This is a genomic window from Microbacterium sp. 13-71-7, from assembly GCF_002257455.1.
In the GTDB taxonomy this organism is placed as follows: domain Bacteria; phylum Actinomycetota; class Actinomycetes; order Actinomycetales; family Microbacteriaceae; genus Microbacterium.
In genome coordinates, this window is record NZ_NCKN01000083.1 from 1 (window position 1) to 15654 (window position 15654).

Consider the following 15654-nt stretch of genomic DNA (forward strand, 5'->3'; position numbering starts at 1 on the left):
TTCGCATCTACCGCCTGCGCCCCGAGGCGCTGGTCGACCTCGACGAATGGCTCGAGGAGTATCGCGATCTGTGGGTGCAGCGCCTGGACGCCCTGCACACCGAGATCGCCCGAGGGAAGAGGGACAGGACATGATCGCGACCGGGACGATGTGGGATCTCGACGACACCCGTGGCGCCATCCGCGTCGAGGACGTCTACGACACCGACGTGGACGACCTCTGGCGGGCGTGCACGGATCCCGAGCGGCTGGCGCGCTGGATCGTCCAGGTGGGCGGCGACTTCCGGGTCGGGGGCATGCTGGAGGCCACGTTCACGAGCACCTGGACCGGGGCGATGCGGATCGAGGTCTGCGAGGGTCCGCACCATCTGGTGGTCACCCAGCAGCCCGGCACCGAAGAGGAGACCGTGATCGAGGCATGGATCTCCGCCGAGGGCGCGCAGTCCCGGCTGGTCGTGGAGGAACGCGGACTCGGCGTCGGCGTGCTGCACTTCCACGCGGCAGGCTGGCAGGTGCACCTCGAAGATCTCGGTCGCTCACTGCGATCCGAGACGGGCGCCCATCCCACGGGCTGGTCCGCCGACGAGCCGGCACCCGCCTGGAAGGAGCGCTGGGAGGCGCTGCTCCCGGAATACGAGGCGGTGCGCGCCGGCTGATCGCCGGCGCGCACCGTGCCCTGCGGCGTCGGGCGGCTGTTCAGCGCACCCGGTGGTCGTGGGCGAGATCGACGAGGCGCTCGAGCACGCGCCCGGCGCGCAGGCCGTTGTGCTCGTGTTCGCTGGTGACCCACAGGCGGAGGTCGGGCAGCAGGGCCGCGGTCTCCAGCGAGTACTCGAGCGGCACGTAGGGGTCGTTCACGTAGACCGAGGCGGCGCCGCGCGCACCGGACGCCTGGAGTGCGGCCGGGTCGTAGATCGCGGGCCACTCGTGCTCGGCGAGTGCGAGGGCCACATCGCGCCAGGGCTGGAACGCCGGGACCGTCTCCGTCCAGTCGCGCCGGATGTGCTCGCCCGTGAACAGGGTGACGTCCTCGACGAAGTCGGCGGGTTCCACGCGCTCGGCCGACCAGCCCGTGACGTGGCCGTTCGCGTAGCTGGACTCGTGGAACACGAAATACAGCGGATTGCGGCCGCCGAACGGCATCGCGGCGGCGAGGTCGTAGCGGAACGCGTTGCTCGTCGGATCCAGTTCGAGCAGCTGCCAGAGCGTCTGCCAGCCGTCGTTGGTGCCGAGGGCGGATCCTGCCGAGCGCAGCCGTGACGGCGAGACGACCTCGCCGGACGGCAGCACGATGTCGCCGGATGCGGCGAGATCCACGAGCCGGCGCATGCGCTCGCGATGCTCGGGGAAGCGCCGGTAGTAGCGCTCGGAGGCATCGCGCATCTTGTCGTAGCAGAGCGCATACACCTCGTCCGGGCCGCGGGTCACGGTGCTGAGACCGCCGGTGAGGTACGCGCGGTCGATCGACGAGGCGTCCGTCGAGAGATAGGCGAGGGTCGTGAATCCGCCGAACGACTGCCCGAGCACGTTCCAGCGCTCGGCGCCGAGGTGCTCGCGCATGGCTTCGCAGTCCCGCACGATGGCATCCGCGCGCAGGTGCGTGAGGTGCTCGGCGACCGCCTCCGCGCCGCGGGACAGGATGCCGTCGCCGACGGGCGTGGAGCGCCCGGTGCCGCGCTGATCGATCATGACGACCCTGTGGTGCGCGAGCGCCTGATCCAGCCACGACGGCGCGGCGGGCGCGTGCAGCGCGCGGGGGGCCTCGGATCCCGGGCCGCCCTGCAGGAACACCAGGTAGGGGAGATCCTCGCCGCCCTCGCGGGAGACGACCGAGGCGAACACGTCGATCGTCCGGGTGTCGGACGGATCCGACCACACCAGAGGCACGGTGAGCGTGTGCTCTTCGAGGGTGAGGTCCATCATCCGGCGGCGGATCACAGGGGCGGCAGAGATCGTCATCACATCACATTCCCGATGTAGGAGTACTTCACGAACACTTCCGCGGCGAGGCCCGACTCCTCCAGGAGGCCCTGCACCGCGCTCATCATGTACTTCGCGTCCCACCCCATGTAGAGGAAGTGGTCCTCGTCGAGGTCGTCCCAGGTGCCGTTCCACGCCTTCTCGCCGTAGATCGGTCCGCCGTTGCGGGCGTTGAACGCGTCGAGGGCCTCGCGGGTATCGGTCCAGCCGCGCCGGAAGACCCGGTTGAACAGGTACTTCACGTCGGGCACCTCCCAGCGCTCACCGCGGTACTCGACATAGTCGAACTCGCGCTCCCAGCCGGTCGGCCAGCCCCGTCGCCGCACCGCGTCGAGGATCGGGGTGAGCCCGTCGTCGTCGATCTCGACCACCGCGGGCCGGCGCCAGATCCGCACGAACGCGTCGGTGAGCGCCGCCGTGCGCTCGGCGATCGCGGCCGTGCCCCAGGAGTCCAGCGCCGCCAGGGCGGAGTTCTCGTCGACCCGGCTGCGGCGGTAGGCGTCGCGCTTGTCCGGGAAGGAGGCGCCGTAGACGCGTTCGGCGAGATGCTCCTCGAGCAGCGTCAGGTTCCCGAGCGTCCCGGCGAGGGCACGGTGGCTGTTCTGCTCGTCCTCGGAGTACTCGCTCCAGGGGCGCACGCCGTCGCCCGACCACGCGTCGTGCGGAGCGGTCGGCACGATGTGCTCGACGTCGAAGCCCTGCGGATCCGTGACGCCCTCGATCCGGCCCAGCACGTACAGCGCGTGCGGCAGGTCGGTGAACTTGAGGGCGACCCGGATGCGCTCGTCGGAGGGCGTGATCCGGGCGAAGGCCCGCAGCAGTTCCTCCGGTCCCTGAGCCCTGGCGCGACACAGGCGGGCGATGAGACGGTCGTTCGGGATCCCGACGACGGCACGGCGCAGCAGCAGCGACTGGATGCGCTCCAGCGTCTGCACGAGCTCGTCCTTCGAGATCGCCCCGAGCCGGTGGTCCCGGTATGCGCTGAGCACCAGGGGATAGGTCGAGCGGCCGAACGTGTTCACGTAGGCCAGCTGGCGGCGGATCTCCGGATCCGGCTCCTGGGAGGGATCCAGGAGGATCCGGTAGATGTCCGAGAACTCCCGCCACACCCGAGCCTGCGCGGGCAGGTCGTCCATCCCCATGTGCGGGAACTCGTGACGGAAGGCGCTGTAGACGCCGTGCTCGCCGGCGACCGAGACCTCTCGGCCGGAGGTCTGGATGAGGAAGTGACGCCAGAACGCCCCGATCGCCTCGCCGGTGTTGCGCTCGATCGGAAGCCAGAACTCCTCCTCGACCTGCTGCTGCTCGGCGTGCGAGAGACCCATGAGGATGTAGTTGTGGATCAGCTCGTGATCGCGCAGGGGCTCGCCCGTGGAGTTGAGGCTCTCGAAGATCTGCTGCGCGTTGGCGGCCTCGCCGAGGGTGATCGACACATGCTCGAGCTTCTGCAGGCCGCGCCAGATCCGCGGCGCCTCGTCGGCGTGGACCTGCGAGCGGAAGAACGCGTAGTTGTCGTCGAAGCGCGACTCCGGGAGCTCGGCGCTGCGCCGGTCCAGCACCACGGACTCGAACAGGCCGGCCCATGCCTCGTGCGGGCGGAGCTTGGTGCGGCTCGCGTCGTCGGGGCGCACCAGCACCCGCGCCAGTTCGGCGGCGAAGACCGGATCGGCGTCGCGCACGGCATGGTGCAGCGCGGCGATGAGCAGCATGAGCGTCGTGATGCGCTGCTGCCCGTCGATGAGGATCAGGTCGGCGTCGGGGTGGGCGTGGTCCTCGGCGGAGAGGATCGAGCCGATGAAGTGCCGATGGGCGTCGTCCTCGTCCGCCACGGCGCGGATGTCGGACAGCAGCTTCTCGCAGCCGCCGATGTCCCACCGGTACTGGCGCTGGTAGACGGGCACGACGATGGTCGTCGCGGGGGAGGAGAGCCACTCGATCGTTGAGACTGCGGTTGCTTCGACGTTGGTGGCCGTGCTCATGCTGCTGTGCTTCTCCTCGGATCGCGTGCTGCTCCGACCAGTCTATTCAGGCCCCGGTGGGGGCCGGATATTCACGGCCTCCCTTCCGAGGGCGTCGAAACGGCGCTGTTAGGCTGTCCTAAGAAGGGCCTGTTAAAACGTGCTGGCCCCTTATGAAAGGACATGACTCGCTCATGGCATACATCAAGTCCGCCGCCCTCGAGGACAAGGGCTTCGTCGTCCTCGACAGTTACAACCAGGAGCTCGACCCCAAGGAGTGGCTCGACATCGAGTACAACGACTGGAAGTCCTCCGGCGACACCCGCTTCGCGCCGCTCGCGTCCGCCAAGGGCGAGATCGAGTGCAACGGCTTCTGGAACCACGTGCCGCCGCGCACGGACAAGGACGGCGTCTGGATCGACGCGCAGACCGCGAAGGCCCCGAACCTCACGCGCCGTGCGCAGGAGCCGGGTGCGAACGTCGGTCGCTGCCGTGTCATCGAGCTGCAGCCCACGCCCTACGGCGAGTGCCTCTACAACCTCCACCAGGACGACAACAACCGGCTGAACCCGGATGGGACCGGCTGGGTCGTGCGCGGCTTCTTCAACCTCACCGACGACAAGGACAGCTACTTCGTCCTGCGCGAGAACCGCACCGACCCGAGCGTCGAGTACCGCATCGCCCTCCCCGCCGGCGCGCAGCTGATCGTCGACACGCAGCGTCTGTGGCACGCCGCCACCCACAACGGCACCGAGCCGCGCTACTGCCTGATCACCTCGTGGACCTCGGGTCCCGAGCTGGACGCCTACATCGAGAAGTACCACGGCACCCAGGACGTGGCGAACTACGAGGTCGCGCAGGAGATCCTGGACGCGGGCTACGAGGAGCAGGCGCGCCGCGACGACGCCCGTGCCGCGTACTACGCCGCGAAGGGCCAGCAGGAGAAGATCGCGATGAGCGAGGCCTGATCCTCCTCCCGCCCTGAGCCTGCTCGGTCGCCGAGCCTGTCGAAGGGCCCATAGACGGTCCCCGGTGCTGCAGCGCCGGGGACCGTTGCCTTTTCGCAATGAGTTACACAGTTGTGATTTCGCGGGGGATCGGTGAGAATGGGCGCATAACCGCATACCGCCGTGCTTCGCGGATCAGGTCGTAGGGGAAGACGCACCTGATGAAACGGAGAGACCATGGCGACAGCACAAGCACGCGGAGTGGTGTACATCCACTCCGCACCGCGCGCGCTCTGCCCGCACCTGGAATGGGCGGTCGGACGCGCTATCGGGCGCGCCGTCAACTTCGAGTGGTCGGAGCAGCCCGTCCTCGACGGCGCCCGCCGCGCGGAGTTCTACTGGGACGGCCCGGTCGGCACCGGCGCCGCTCTCGCGACCGCGATCCGCGGCTGGGAGCACCTGCGCTTCGAGGTGACGGAGGATCCGACGCCCCGCAGCGACGGCGGCCGCTGGCTGCACACGCCCGATCTGGGCGTGCACTACGCGCAGACCGATGCCGCCGGCAACATCGTCGTGGGCGAGGACCGGATCCGCTACGCGATCGAGATCGCCGCGGGCAGTCCGGTCGAGCTTCAGCGCGAACTCGACGTCGCCCTCGGCTCCGCGTGGGACGAGGAGCTGGAGCCGTTCCGGCACGCGAGCGACGACGCCCGCGTCGTGTGGCTCCACAAAGTCGGATAGGCCGCTGCGGTGGCGGGTCGGAGAGGACTCGTGTGATCCGGTCGAGCCGGCCGGATCACACGAAGGGACGAGGATCGGCGGAGGCGTGATTATCGGGAGTCGGAGAGCAGGGACCCGGAATCCGAGAAAACGTATCCCCGGTCCGCAACCGGAGAGATAACAGAACAGCACAACCGAAAAGAACGAGAATCGCCCCGACCGCTTCGATGAGGAAGCGACCGGGGCGATTCCCGTCGATGCGGATCAGCCGTCGTAGGAGCGGAACGCGACGACCGCGTTGTGGCCGCCGAAGCCGAACGAGTTGCTGATCGCGAGCTGAGGGCCGTCGCCGAGCGGCTGCACCTCGCCCGAGAGCTTGAACGGCACGGCCGGATCCGGCTCGGTCATGTTGATCGTCGGCGGCGCGACGCGGTCCCGCAGTGCGAGGATCGTGAAGACCGCCTCGAGCGCGCCGGTGCCGCCGAGCAGGTGCCCGGTGGACGCCTTGGTCGCCGACACGGGGATCTCGTCGATCCGGTCGCCGAAGACGCGCCGCAGGGCGCCGTACTCGTTCGGGTCGCCGACCGGGGTCGACGTGGCGTGCGCGTTGATGTGCGTGACCTCGTCGGGGCTCGCACTGGCCTGCGCCAGCGCCTGCTCCACGGCGCGCGCGGCGCCGTGGCCCTCCGGGTCGTTGCCGGTGATGTGGTACGAGTCGGCGGAGACGCCGCCGCCCACGACATAGGCGTAGATCTTGGCGCCGCGGGCCTTGGCGTGCTCCTCGGTCTCCATGACCAGGGCGGCACCGCCCTCGCCCATGACGAAGCCGTCACGGTCGATGGCGCCGGGCCGCGAGGCGTGCTCCGGGTCGTCGTTGCGGCGCGAGAGCGCCTGCGCGGACGCGAACGACGCCATCGTGATCGGATGGATCGCGGACTCCGCGCCACCGGCGATCACGACGTCTGCGAGGTCGTCCTGCAGGTGCTCGTACGCGTTCGCGATCGACTCGGTGCTCGAGGCGCAGGCGCTCACGACGGTGCGGGCGAACGCCTTCGCGCCGAAGTGCAGCGAGAGGTTGCCTGCGCCGGCGTTCGGCATCAGCATCGGGACCGTGAGCGGCATGACCCGGCGCGGTCCCTTCTCGCGCAGCGTGTCCCAGGCGTCCAGGAGCGTCCAGAGCCCGCCGATGCCCGTGGCCCAGTCGATGCCCAGTCGCTCGGCGGCGACGTCGGGGGCACCGGCGTCCTCCCATGCCTCGCGGGCGGCGATCATGGCGAACTGCACGGAGGGGTCGAGACGCTTGGCCTCATGCCGTGGCAGGACCTCCTCGGGGCGGACGGAGGCCTCTGCGGCGAACGTCACCGGGAGCTGATGCTCTGCGACCCAGTCGTGCGTCAGGGTGTGCGTGCCGGAGACGCCGGCGAGCAGATTGGCCCAGTTCTCCGGGGCGGTGCCGCCCAGGGCGGACGTGGCACCGATGCCGGTGACGACGATGCGCTTGGTCATGCGTGATCCTTCTCAGGGAGCGGGTGGGGGATCCGGGAGCGGATGCGTGTGGAAGAGGAGGATGCCACGCCCCGCGGAAGCGCGGGGGTGGCATCCGCAGTCGTCACTCCTGGCCGGCGACGATGAAGTTCACGGCGTCCCCGACGGTCTTGAGGTTCTTGACCTCGTCGTCGGGGATGGTGACGCCGAACTTCTCCTCCGCGTTGACGACGATCGTCATCATGGAGATGGAGTCGATGTCCAGGTCATCGGTGAAGGACTTCTCCAGAGCGACCTCCGAGGCGTCGATGCCGGTCTCGTCGGTGATGAGCTCTGCAAGGCCAGCGAGGACCTCGTCGTTGCTGAAGGCCATGATTTCCTCTTTCTATGGGTGGTTTCGAACCGGTGAACAGTCTAGGAGGTCGCGTCGGCCCGCTCAGGGCAGGACGACGACCTGCGCGCCGAACACCAGACCCGCGCCGAAGCCGATCTGCAGGGCGAGGCCGCCGCTGAGCTCGGGGTGCTCCTGCAGCAGGCGGTGCGTGGCGAGCGGGATGGACGCCGCGGACGTGTTCCCGGTGGTCTCGATGTCGCGCGCGATCACGGTCGCCTCAGGCAGCTTGAGCTGCTTGGCGAACTCGTCGATGATGCGCATGTTGGCCTGGTGCGGGATGAAGGCGGCCAGATCCGAGGCCTCGATGCCGGCCTGCTCGAGCGCCTGCTTGGCGACCTTGGCCATCTCCCAGACCGCCCAGCGGAACACGGTCGGACCCTCCTGGCGGAGCGTCGGCCAGGGGGCCTGCCCGTCGCGGAACTCGGTGAGGGTGTGGTTCATCCCGACCGCGTCGGCCTTCGAGCCGTCCGAGCCCCACACGGTGGCGGAGATCCCGGGGGTGTCGCTCGGGCCGATCACGACGGCGCCGGCGCCGTCGCCGAGCAGGAACGAGATGCTCCGGTCGGTGGGGTCCACGACGTCGGAGAGCTTCTCGGCGCCGATGACGAGCGCGTGCGTCGCGGCTCCGGCGCGGATCAGGGCGTCGGCCTGCGCAACGGCATAGGCGTAGCCGGCGCAGGCGGCGTTGATGTCGTAGGCGGCGGCGGGGTTCGCGCCCACCCGGTCCGCGACGATCGCCGAGACGGAGGGCGTCTGCTTCGGGTTGCTGATCGTCGCGACGATGACGACGTCGATGTCGGAGGGGGCCACGCCCGACTTCTCGATGGCCTCGACCGCGGCCGCGGTGGAGAGGTCGATCGCGTCCGTCTCGGGGACCGCGCGGGTGCGGGTGATGATGCCGGTGCGCTGGCGGATCCACTCGTCGCTCGAGTCGATTGGGCCGATGAGGTCGTCGTTCGGCACGGCGTTCTCGCCGCGGGCCGCGCCCACGGAGTAGATGCGGGTGTACGCGGGGCCCGTGGCCTGCTTGAGCGTGGTCATGCTGCTTCTCCGTTGTTGTCAGCGCCGTTCAGCAGCGCCGCCGCCGCATCGAGGTCGTCCGGGGTCTTCACGGCGACGGCGGGGACGCCGCGCAGGCCGCGCTTCGCGAGGCCGGTGAGCGCGCCGGCAGGGGTGAGCTCGATGAGGCCCGTGATGCCGTTGTCGGCGAACGAGGCCATGCACAGGTCCCAGCGCACGGGGGAGGAGACCTGGGTCACCAGGTTCTCCAGCGCGGTCGAGCCGTCTGCGAGCACGGATCCGTCCTTGTTGGTCCAGAGCGTCACCGTCGGATCCGCGGCGTCGACGCCGGCGACGGCCTCGCGCAGGGTGTCGACGGCGGAGGCCATGTACTGCGTGTGGAACGCTCCGGCGACCTGCAGCGCGATCACACGGGATCCGCGCACGGGGGCCTCGGCCAGTGCTGCGAGAGCGGGCAGCGCGCCCGCGGCGACGATCTGGCCGCCGCCGTTGTAGTTGGCGGGGGTGAGGTCGAGGTCGGACAGCAGTGCGAGCACGGCCTCCTCGTCGCCGCCCAGCACCGCGCTCATGCCGGTCGGGGTCCGGCCGGCGGCGTCCGCCATCGCGCGGCCGCGGATGCCGACCAGGCGCATCGCGGTCTCGGCGGGGATCACGCCGGCGTCCGCGACCGCGGCGAACTCGCCGACCGAGTGCCCCGCGATGCCGTCCGGTCCGCGTCCGGCCCGCTCGCGCAGGGCCTTCGCCGCGACGAGCGAGGCGGCGACGATGAGCGGCTGAGCGATGCGGGTGTCGCGGATCGTGTCGGCGTCGGACACCGTGCCGTGCTGGATCAGGTCGACGTCGGCGGCCTCCGAGTAGAGCGCGAGGTCTTCGGCGACGCCGTCGAGCTCGAGCCAGGGAGAGAGGAAACCAGGGGTCTGGGAGCCCTGTCCAGGGCATGCGAAGACGATCACGTTCCCAGTCTGCCAACGATTGGCCGGTTTCGGTGGCTCAACCCTCACAAGAATCCGCAAATCGGTTATCCGAGACGTACAACACGGGGTGCGAAACCAGACCTGCGGACGTCAGCGGGGCCGGCGGGGGCGAAGTCCGCGCCGGACCGGATCCGCCGTGCCGATCGTGCCGAGCACGAGAGCGGTCTGCAGGATGAACGCCTCTCGCGGGCCGGTCGCATCCCAGCCGATGACCTCGCTGATCCGCTTCAGGCGGTAGCGCACGGTGTTCGGGTGCACGAACAGCTCGCGCGCGGTCGCCTCGAGCGAGCGGCCGTTGTCGAGATAGCTCCACAGCGTCGTCACGAGGTCGGTGGAGTGGTCGTGCAGCGGCCGGTAGACCCGCTCGATGAGCGTCTGCTTGGCCAGGGGATCCCCGGCGATGGCGCGCTCCGGCAGCAGCTCGTCCGCGTCCACCGGGCGTGGGGCTCCGCGCCAGGCGCGCGCCACCGCGAACCCGGCCAGCGCGGCACGGGCGCTCTGCCCGGCGTCCACGAGCGCGGCGACCGCGGGGCCGACCACGACGTGGCCGGGGCCGAACGACGGCTCGAACGTGCGGGCGATCTCGGCGAAGGAGAACTCCTCGGGTTCTGCGCCCTCGGCGGCGTCCTCGCCCAGGGCGGGCTTGGCGCGTCCGACCACGAGCACGAGCCGGGATCCCTGCACGCCGATCAGCACGTCGACCGCGAGCTTGCGGGCGGTGCGGCGCACCTGGTCCACGTCGAACTGCGGCGGCGTGGTGCCCACGATCACGCAGACTTCGCCATGGCCGTGCCAGCCGAGGGCGGCGATGCGGCTGGGCAGCTCCTCGTCGGCCTCGCCCGTGAGGATCGAGTCGACCACGAGCGCTTCCAGGCGCGCGTCCCACAGGCCCCTGGCCTCGGCGGCGCGCGCGTACACGTCGGCGGCGGCGAAGGCCACATCCCGCGAGTACAGCAGGATCGCGTCGCGCAGGTGCTGGCCGTTGCCGGCGACGCGCTCCTCCGTCACCTCGACGGTGACGCGGATGAGCTGCAGCGTCTGCTGCAGGCTGACGCTCCGCAGCAGCTCACGGGGAGCGGCGGCGAAGATGTCCGCGGCGATCCACGGCGTCGACGTCGGATCGTCGTACCACTGGATGAACGAGGTGATGCCGGCCTGGGCCACCAGCCCGACGGCGGAGCGTCGGGCCGGTGGCATCTCGGCGTACCACGGCAGCGAATCCTCGAGACGCTGCAGGGTCGCCGTGGCGAGGTCCCCGGAGATGCGGCGCAGCCACGCCAGCGTCTCCTCCTTGGTCATCTCGGGAGGTCTGCTCATCGTGCCGCGCGGGTCAGCTCTCGCCGCCGGCGTTGCCGCTCGTGCCTGCGTTCACGTTGTACAGGTCGTACTTCGCGATCGCCTGGCCCACGACGGAGCGGTCGATGCGGCCCTGGTCGGCCAGCGCCTGGAGGGCGCGGACCACCATCGACGGTCCGTCGATCTTGAAGAAGCGACGGGCCGCGGCGCGGGTGTCGGCGAAGCCGAAGCCGTCGGCGCCCAGCGTGTAGTACGCACCGGGCACCCACTGGCGGATCTGGTCCTGGACCGCGTGCATGTAGTCGCTCGTCGCGATGAACGGACCCTGCGCGTCCTTCAGCTTCTCGGTGAGGTAGGCCGTCTGCGGCTCCTCCTCCGGGTGCAGGAAGTTGTGCTCGTCGGCGGCGAGGCCGTCGCGGCGCAGCTCGGTCCACGAGGTGACCGACCAGACATCGGCGGACACGCCCCAGTCGGCGAGCAGCAGCTCCTGGGCCTCGATCGCCCACGGCACGCCCACGCCGGACGCGAGCAGCTGCACGCGCTGGCCCTCGCCGGATCCGACCGAGATCCGGTGCAGACCCTTGCGGATCCCCTCGGCGTCCACGTCCTCGGGCTCCGCCGGCATCCGCATCGGCTCGTTGTACACCGTGAGGTAGTACATGACGTCCGGGTTGGGGTGCGTGCCGCCGTACATCTGCTCGATGCCGGCCTGCACGATGTGCGAGACCTCGTAGCCGTAGGCCGCGTCGTAGACGAGCGTGGCCGGGTTGGTCGAGGCGAGCAGCGGCGAGTGGCCGTCCGCGTGCTGGGTGCCCTCGCCGGTCAGCGTGGTGCGACCCGCGGTGGCGCCGATGATGAAGCCCCGGCCCATCTGGTCTCCGGCTGCCCAGAAGGCGTCGCCGGTGCGCTGGTAGCCGAACATCGAGTAGAAGATGTAGATCGGGATGAGCGGCTCGCCGTGCGTGGAGTACGAGGTCGACGTGGCGGTGAACGCCGCCACCGCACCGGCCTCGTTGATGCCGACGTGCATGAGCTGGCCCTGCGGGCTCTCCTTGTACGCGAGCAGCAGCTCCCGGTCGACCGAGGTGTAGTTCTGGCCGTTGGGGTTGTAGATCTTCGCGGTCGGGAAGTACGCGTCCATGCCGAACGTGCGCGCCTCGTCCGGGATGATCGGGACGATCCGCTCGCCGAAGCCCTTGACCCGCATGAGGTCCTTGACCATGCGCACGAAGGCCATGGTCGTGGCGACCTCCTGGTTGCCGGATCCCTTCTTCGGCAGCGCGTAGTCCTTGTCCTGCGGGAGCTCCAGACCCACGTGGGTGCTGCGGCGCTCGGGCAGGAACCCGCCCAGGTCGTGACGGCGGTCCAGCATGTACTGGATCGTCTCGTCGTTCTGTCCCGGGTGGTAGTACGGGGGACGGTACGGGTCGGCCTCGAGCTGCGCGTCCGTGATCGGGATGTGCATCGTGTCGCGGAACAGCTTGAGGTCGTCCAGCGTCATCTTCTTCATCTGGTGGGTCGCGTTGCGGCCCTCGAAGTGCGGACCCAGGCCGTAGCCCTTGACGGTCTTGGCGAGGATGACGGTCGGCTGGCCCTTGTGCTCCATGGCCGCCTTGTAGGCCGCGTACACCTTGCGGTAGTCGTGGCCGCCGCGGCGGAGGTGCCAGATGTCGTCGTCGGAGTAGTCCTTGACGAGAGCGAGCGCGCGCTCGTCCCGGCCGAAGAAGTTCTCGCGCACGTAGGCGCCGCTCTCGGCCTTGTAGGTCTGGTAGTCGCCGTCGGGGGTGACGTTCATCAGGTTCAGCAGCGCGCCGTCGGTGTCGCGGGCGAGCAGGTCGTCCCACTCGCGGCCCCAGACGACCTTGATGACGTTCCAGCCGGCGCCGCGGAAGAAGCTCTCCAGCTCCTGGATGATCTTGCCGTTGCCGCGGACCGGCCCGTCGAGGCGCTGCAGGTTGCAGTTGATCACGAAGGTGAGGTTGTCCAGGCCCTCGTTCGCGGCGACCTGGAGCTGTCCGCGCGACTCGACCTCGTCCATCTCGCCGTCGCCGAGGAACGCCCACACGTGCGAGTCGTTGTCCTTGATGCCGCGGTTGGCGAGGTACTTGTTCGTCATCGCCTGGTAGATCGCGTTGATCGGGCCGAGGCCCATCGACACGGTCGGGAACTGCCAGAACTCCGGCATCATCCGCGGGTGCGGGTAGGAGGGCAGGCCGTTCGGGGCGCCGGACTTCTCCTGGCGGAACGCGTCGAGCTGCTGCTCGCTGATGCGGCCCTCGAGGAATCCGCGGGCGTAGGCGCCGGGGGAGGCGTGGCCCTGGTAGAAGATCTGGTCGCCGCCGGACGGGTGGTCCTGGCCGCGGAAGAAGTGGTTGAAGCCGACCTCGTAGAGCGACGCCGCCGAGGCGTAGGTCGAGATGTGGCCGCCGACACCGATGCCGGGACGCTGCGCGCGGTGCACCGTGACCGCGGCGTTCCAGCGGATCCAGTGCCGGTAGCGGCGCTCGAGGTCCTCATCGCCCGGGAAGGCGGCCTCGTTCTCGGGGGCGATGGTGTTGATGTAGTCCGTGGTCGGAACCATCGGGACGCCCAGGTGCAGATCCTTCGAGCGCTTGAGCAGGCTGAGCATGATCTCGCGGCCGCGGCCGTGACCCTTCGCGTCGACGAGCTCGTCGAGCGATTGCTGCCATTCGCTGGTCTCTTCGGGATCGCTGTCGAGCGGGCCCTGGGAGTACGGATCCTGGTCGTGAACAGTCACAGGAGGCCTTTCGTCTGTCTGGCAGGTCGTGCCAACGAAATCGGGATGCGTCGCGGGGGAGGCTTGTCGACTCCGCACAAGAGCGCGCGTCTCTCAGCCTAGCCCTCCTGGAGGTCGGCCCGGTTATCGGCGGTCCCCGGCCGTGGCCGTCGATGCGGGGCGGTCGGACCGGAGCGCCTGGGTCAGGTTCTGCGCGGCGTCGTGCACGAGGACGCCGAGCTCCTGCACGCGATCCGCACCCATGCGGAAGCTGGGCCCGACGATGCTGATCGCCGCCACGATGGCGCCCTCGCTGTCGAGAACCGGGGCTGCGACGACGGTCGCGTCCGGCGCGGACACCGCGCCCATCGTCACGAAACCGGTGTCCGGCGTCTCGCCGTCCAGCACGGCCCCGACCGCCGAGCCGTCCATCTGCACCGTGCGGCCCGCCCATCCGGCGAAGCCGACGTGACGGATCGGCTGGTCGCTCTGCACCTCGCGCAGATAGATGCAGCTGCGTCCGGGACCGCGCACGGTCAGGTAGCTCGACTCGCCGCTGCGATCGGTGAGCCGTTGCAGCACCTCGGCGGAGCGCTCGAACAGATGCTCCGCGCTGGCCGGCTCGGCGTCGAAGCGCGAGCGCGCGAACCGGTGACCGGCGACGTAGCCGCCGTCTGGCGTGCGTGCGACATAGCCCCAGTGCTCCAGGGCGCGCAGCGAGCGCAGCGTCGTACTCGTGGGCAGACCGCTCGCTCTGGCCAGTTCCGTGAGCGGCTGCGGGCCCGACTCGACCACGGTCGTGAGCAGCTCCAGCGCCCTGTGCACGGAACGGGGGCCGGAGCCGGAGTCGAGCGCCTCAGGCTTCTCCTCCGCGACAGCCGCCCTGTCCTGTCCTGTCGTCCTCATCGACGTCCCTCCGTCCGTTCGCGCGACCCGCCGAGCCGAATCCTATCCAGCGCGGACGCCGTGTCGGACAGCTCGCGGCTCAGGTCTCGATCCTCGAGCCCGCCGTGACGCTCCGGCAGGCCGCCCAGCAGATCGTCCAGGCCGGGCAGGCGACGCAGGGCGACGGCGAAGCAGGCGAGCATCGTGCGGTAGCTCCCTGTCGCCTGCCCGAGCCGGCGCACGGCCTGCGGCGTGAACGGAGCGTGCTCCTCGGCGCCGAGCGAGAGATGCACGCCATGGCCGCCGTGCGCGGCCGCGAGATCGCGGATGTCGGCGAGCGCCGCGGCCGCGAGGTACTCCAGCATCATCGCCCCCGTCGCGTCCGGGGTCCCGTCGCCGAGGAACTCGGCCTGTCCCGTGTAGCGAGGGTTCATGAGCAGCCCGAGCCGTGCGAGCAGCAGGCTCGCGTCCTGAGCGAGCGCGCGCAGCAGCGTGCCGCACGCGAGCTCCAGGTCGACGGTGTAGAAGTTTCCGGTGTGCGCGATCTGCTGCTCGTCGGCGAACACCCGGGGGTTCTCGTGCGCACCGTTCACCTCGGCGAGCGTCGCGTCCCGGCAGTGCTCCCAGGACGATCGCACGGATCCGAGGGACTGCGGCAGCAGGCGCATCGAGAAGGGATCCTGCACGCGCGGGCTGGCATCGGCGCCGGACGGGGCGAGCCGCGCGGCCGTATCGCGGATCGCGGAGTGGCGATCTTCGAACGCCTCCGCCGCGAAGTGCTCTGCGGTCGTGCCGAGCGCACGCGCGGCGGCGGCCCCGAGCGCCACCGCCGTGTCGAGCGCGCGATCCAGATCGGCGAGCGTGAGGGCCGCGTCGGCGAGCGTCAGCGCGCTGCTGCTCATGAACGGCAGGCCGTCGGATGGGGCGAAGGGGCCGGTCTCCTCGTCCCCGGTGATCTGCAGTGCCAGGGCCGCGAGCGCCCCGAGATCCCCGGTGCCGAGCGCGCCGCCGAAGGCGATCGTCGGCGGATCCTCTCGGGTCGTGGCGGCGAGCAGGGCGTCGGCGAGCGCAGGACTGACCCCGGATCCACCTCGCGCGAGCTGGTTGGCGCGGATGAGCAGCATCGCCCTGATCCGCTCCGGGTCGGCGGCGGGGCCGAACTGGAGGGGTGAGCGCGTGTATTGCCCAGATAAGCCTGGTGATCGAGCCCGATGTTTGTAATCAATGCGAGATCTGCATCCAGAATATTGACGGCATCC

13 protein-coding genes are annotated in these 15654 nt (G+C 70.0%); 3 read left to right on the top strand and 10 right to left on the bottom strand.

Translation table 11 applies throughout. The features are described from left to right. Positions 1-130 precede the first annotated feature (130 nt). Positions 131-655, top strand: a complete 525-nt coding sequence (locus B7X32_RS09840) for an SRPBCC domain-containing protein (RefSeq protein ID WP_292718995.1) — start codon at positions 131-133, stop codon at positions 653-655. 40 nt (positions 656-695) lie between these two features. Here B7X32_RS09840 and B7X32_RS09845 read toward each other — a convergent pair whose 3' ends face one another. Together B7X32_RS09845 and B7X32_RS09850 are read right to left on the bottom strand one after the other, a co-directional pair. Beyond that, on the bottom strand, positions 696-1958 hold the full coding sequence (locus B7X32_RS09845) for an alpha/beta fold hydrolase (protein WP_292718996.1): 1263 nt from the start codon (positions 1956-1958) through the stop codon (positions 696-698). After that, positions 1958-3958 (bottom strand): DUF262 domain-containing protein, encoded by a 2001-nt coding sequence (locus B7X32_RS09850; protein WP_292718997.1) that lies wholly within the window; start codon positions 3956-3958, stop codon positions 1958-1960. The genes B7X32_RS09845 and B7X32_RS09850 overlap by 1 nt, the downstream gene beginning before the upstream one ends. Before the next feature lie 173 nt (positions 3959-4131). On the opposite strand from B7X32_RS09850, the gene B7X32_RS09855 reads away from it, so the two are divergent. After that, positions 4132-4905, top strand: coding sequence for a hypothetical protein (locus B7X32_RS09855; RefSeq protein ID WP_292718999.1), 774 nt, complete (start codon positions 4132-4134; stop codon positions 4903-4905). Positions 4906-5121: 216 nt separating this feature from the next. After that, positions 5122-5625: a DUF3145 domain-containing protein gene (locus B7X32_RS09860; protein ID WP_292719001.1), complete on the top strand. Its 504-nt coding sequence runs from the start codon at positions 5122-5124 to the stop codon at positions 5623-5625. Between the two features lie 243 nt (positions 5626-5868). Here B7X32_RS09860 and B7X32_RS09865 read toward each other — a convergent pair whose 3' ends face one another. From B7X32_RS09865 to B7X32_RS09900, 8 genes are all read right to left on the bottom strand, one after another. Further along, complete coding sequence (locus B7X32_RS09865) at positions 5869-7110, bottom strand: beta-ketoacyl-[acyl-carrier-protein] synthase family protein (protein ID WP_292719003.1); 1242 nt, start codon at positions 7108-7110, stop codon at positions 5869-5871. Between the two features lie 103 nt (positions 7111-7213). Further along, entirely contained in the window at positions 7214-7462 is a 249-nt protein-coding gene (locus B7X32_RS09870; RefSeq protein WP_045250084.1) for an acyl carrier protein, read from the bottom strand. 63 nt (positions 7463-7525) lie between these two features. Further along, positions 7526-8524 carry a beta-ketoacyl-ACP synthase III gene (locus B7X32_RS09875; RefSeq protein ID WP_292719010.1) on the bottom strand — a complete coding sequence of 333 codons (999 nt, stop codon included), beginning with the start codon at positions 8522-8524 and terminating at the stop codon, positions 7526-7528. Next, the gene (locus tag B7X32_RS09880; protein WP_292719012.1) at positions 8521-9456 is read right to left on the bottom strand and encodes an ACP S-malonyltransferase; all 936 of its coding nucleotides are present in this window, start codon (positions 9454-9456) and stop codon (positions 8521-8523) included. Before B7X32_RS09880 ends, B7X32_RS09875 begins: the two co-directional genes overlap by 4 nt. Positions 9457-9567: 111 nt before the next feature. Further along, positions 9568-10776, bottom strand: coding sequence for a PucR family transcriptional regulator (locus tag B7X32_RS09885; protein WP_292719014.1), 1209 nt, complete (start codon positions 10774-10776; stop codon positions 9568-9570). Positions 10777-10807: 31 nt separating this feature from the next. Further along, entirely contained in the window at positions 10808-13531 is a 2724-nt protein-coding gene (gene aceE, locus B7X32_RS09890; RefSeq protein WP_292719016.1) for a pyruvate dehydrogenase (acetyl-transferring), homodimeric type, read from the bottom strand. A gap of 123 nt (positions 13532-13654) precedes the next feature. Next, entirely contained in the window at positions 13655-14416 is a 762-nt protein-coding gene (locus tag B7X32_RS09895) for a helix-turn-helix domain-containing protein (protein WP_292719018.1), read from the bottom strand. Further along, positions 14413-15621, bottom strand: coding sequence for an aromatic amino acid lyase (locus tag B7X32_RS09900; protein WP_292719020.1), 1209 nt, complete (start codon positions 15619-15621; stop codon positions 14413-14415). The genes B7X32_RS09895 and B7X32_RS09900 overlap by 4 nt, the downstream gene beginning before the upstream one ends. Between the last annotated feature and the right edge of the window lie 33 nt (positions 15622-15654).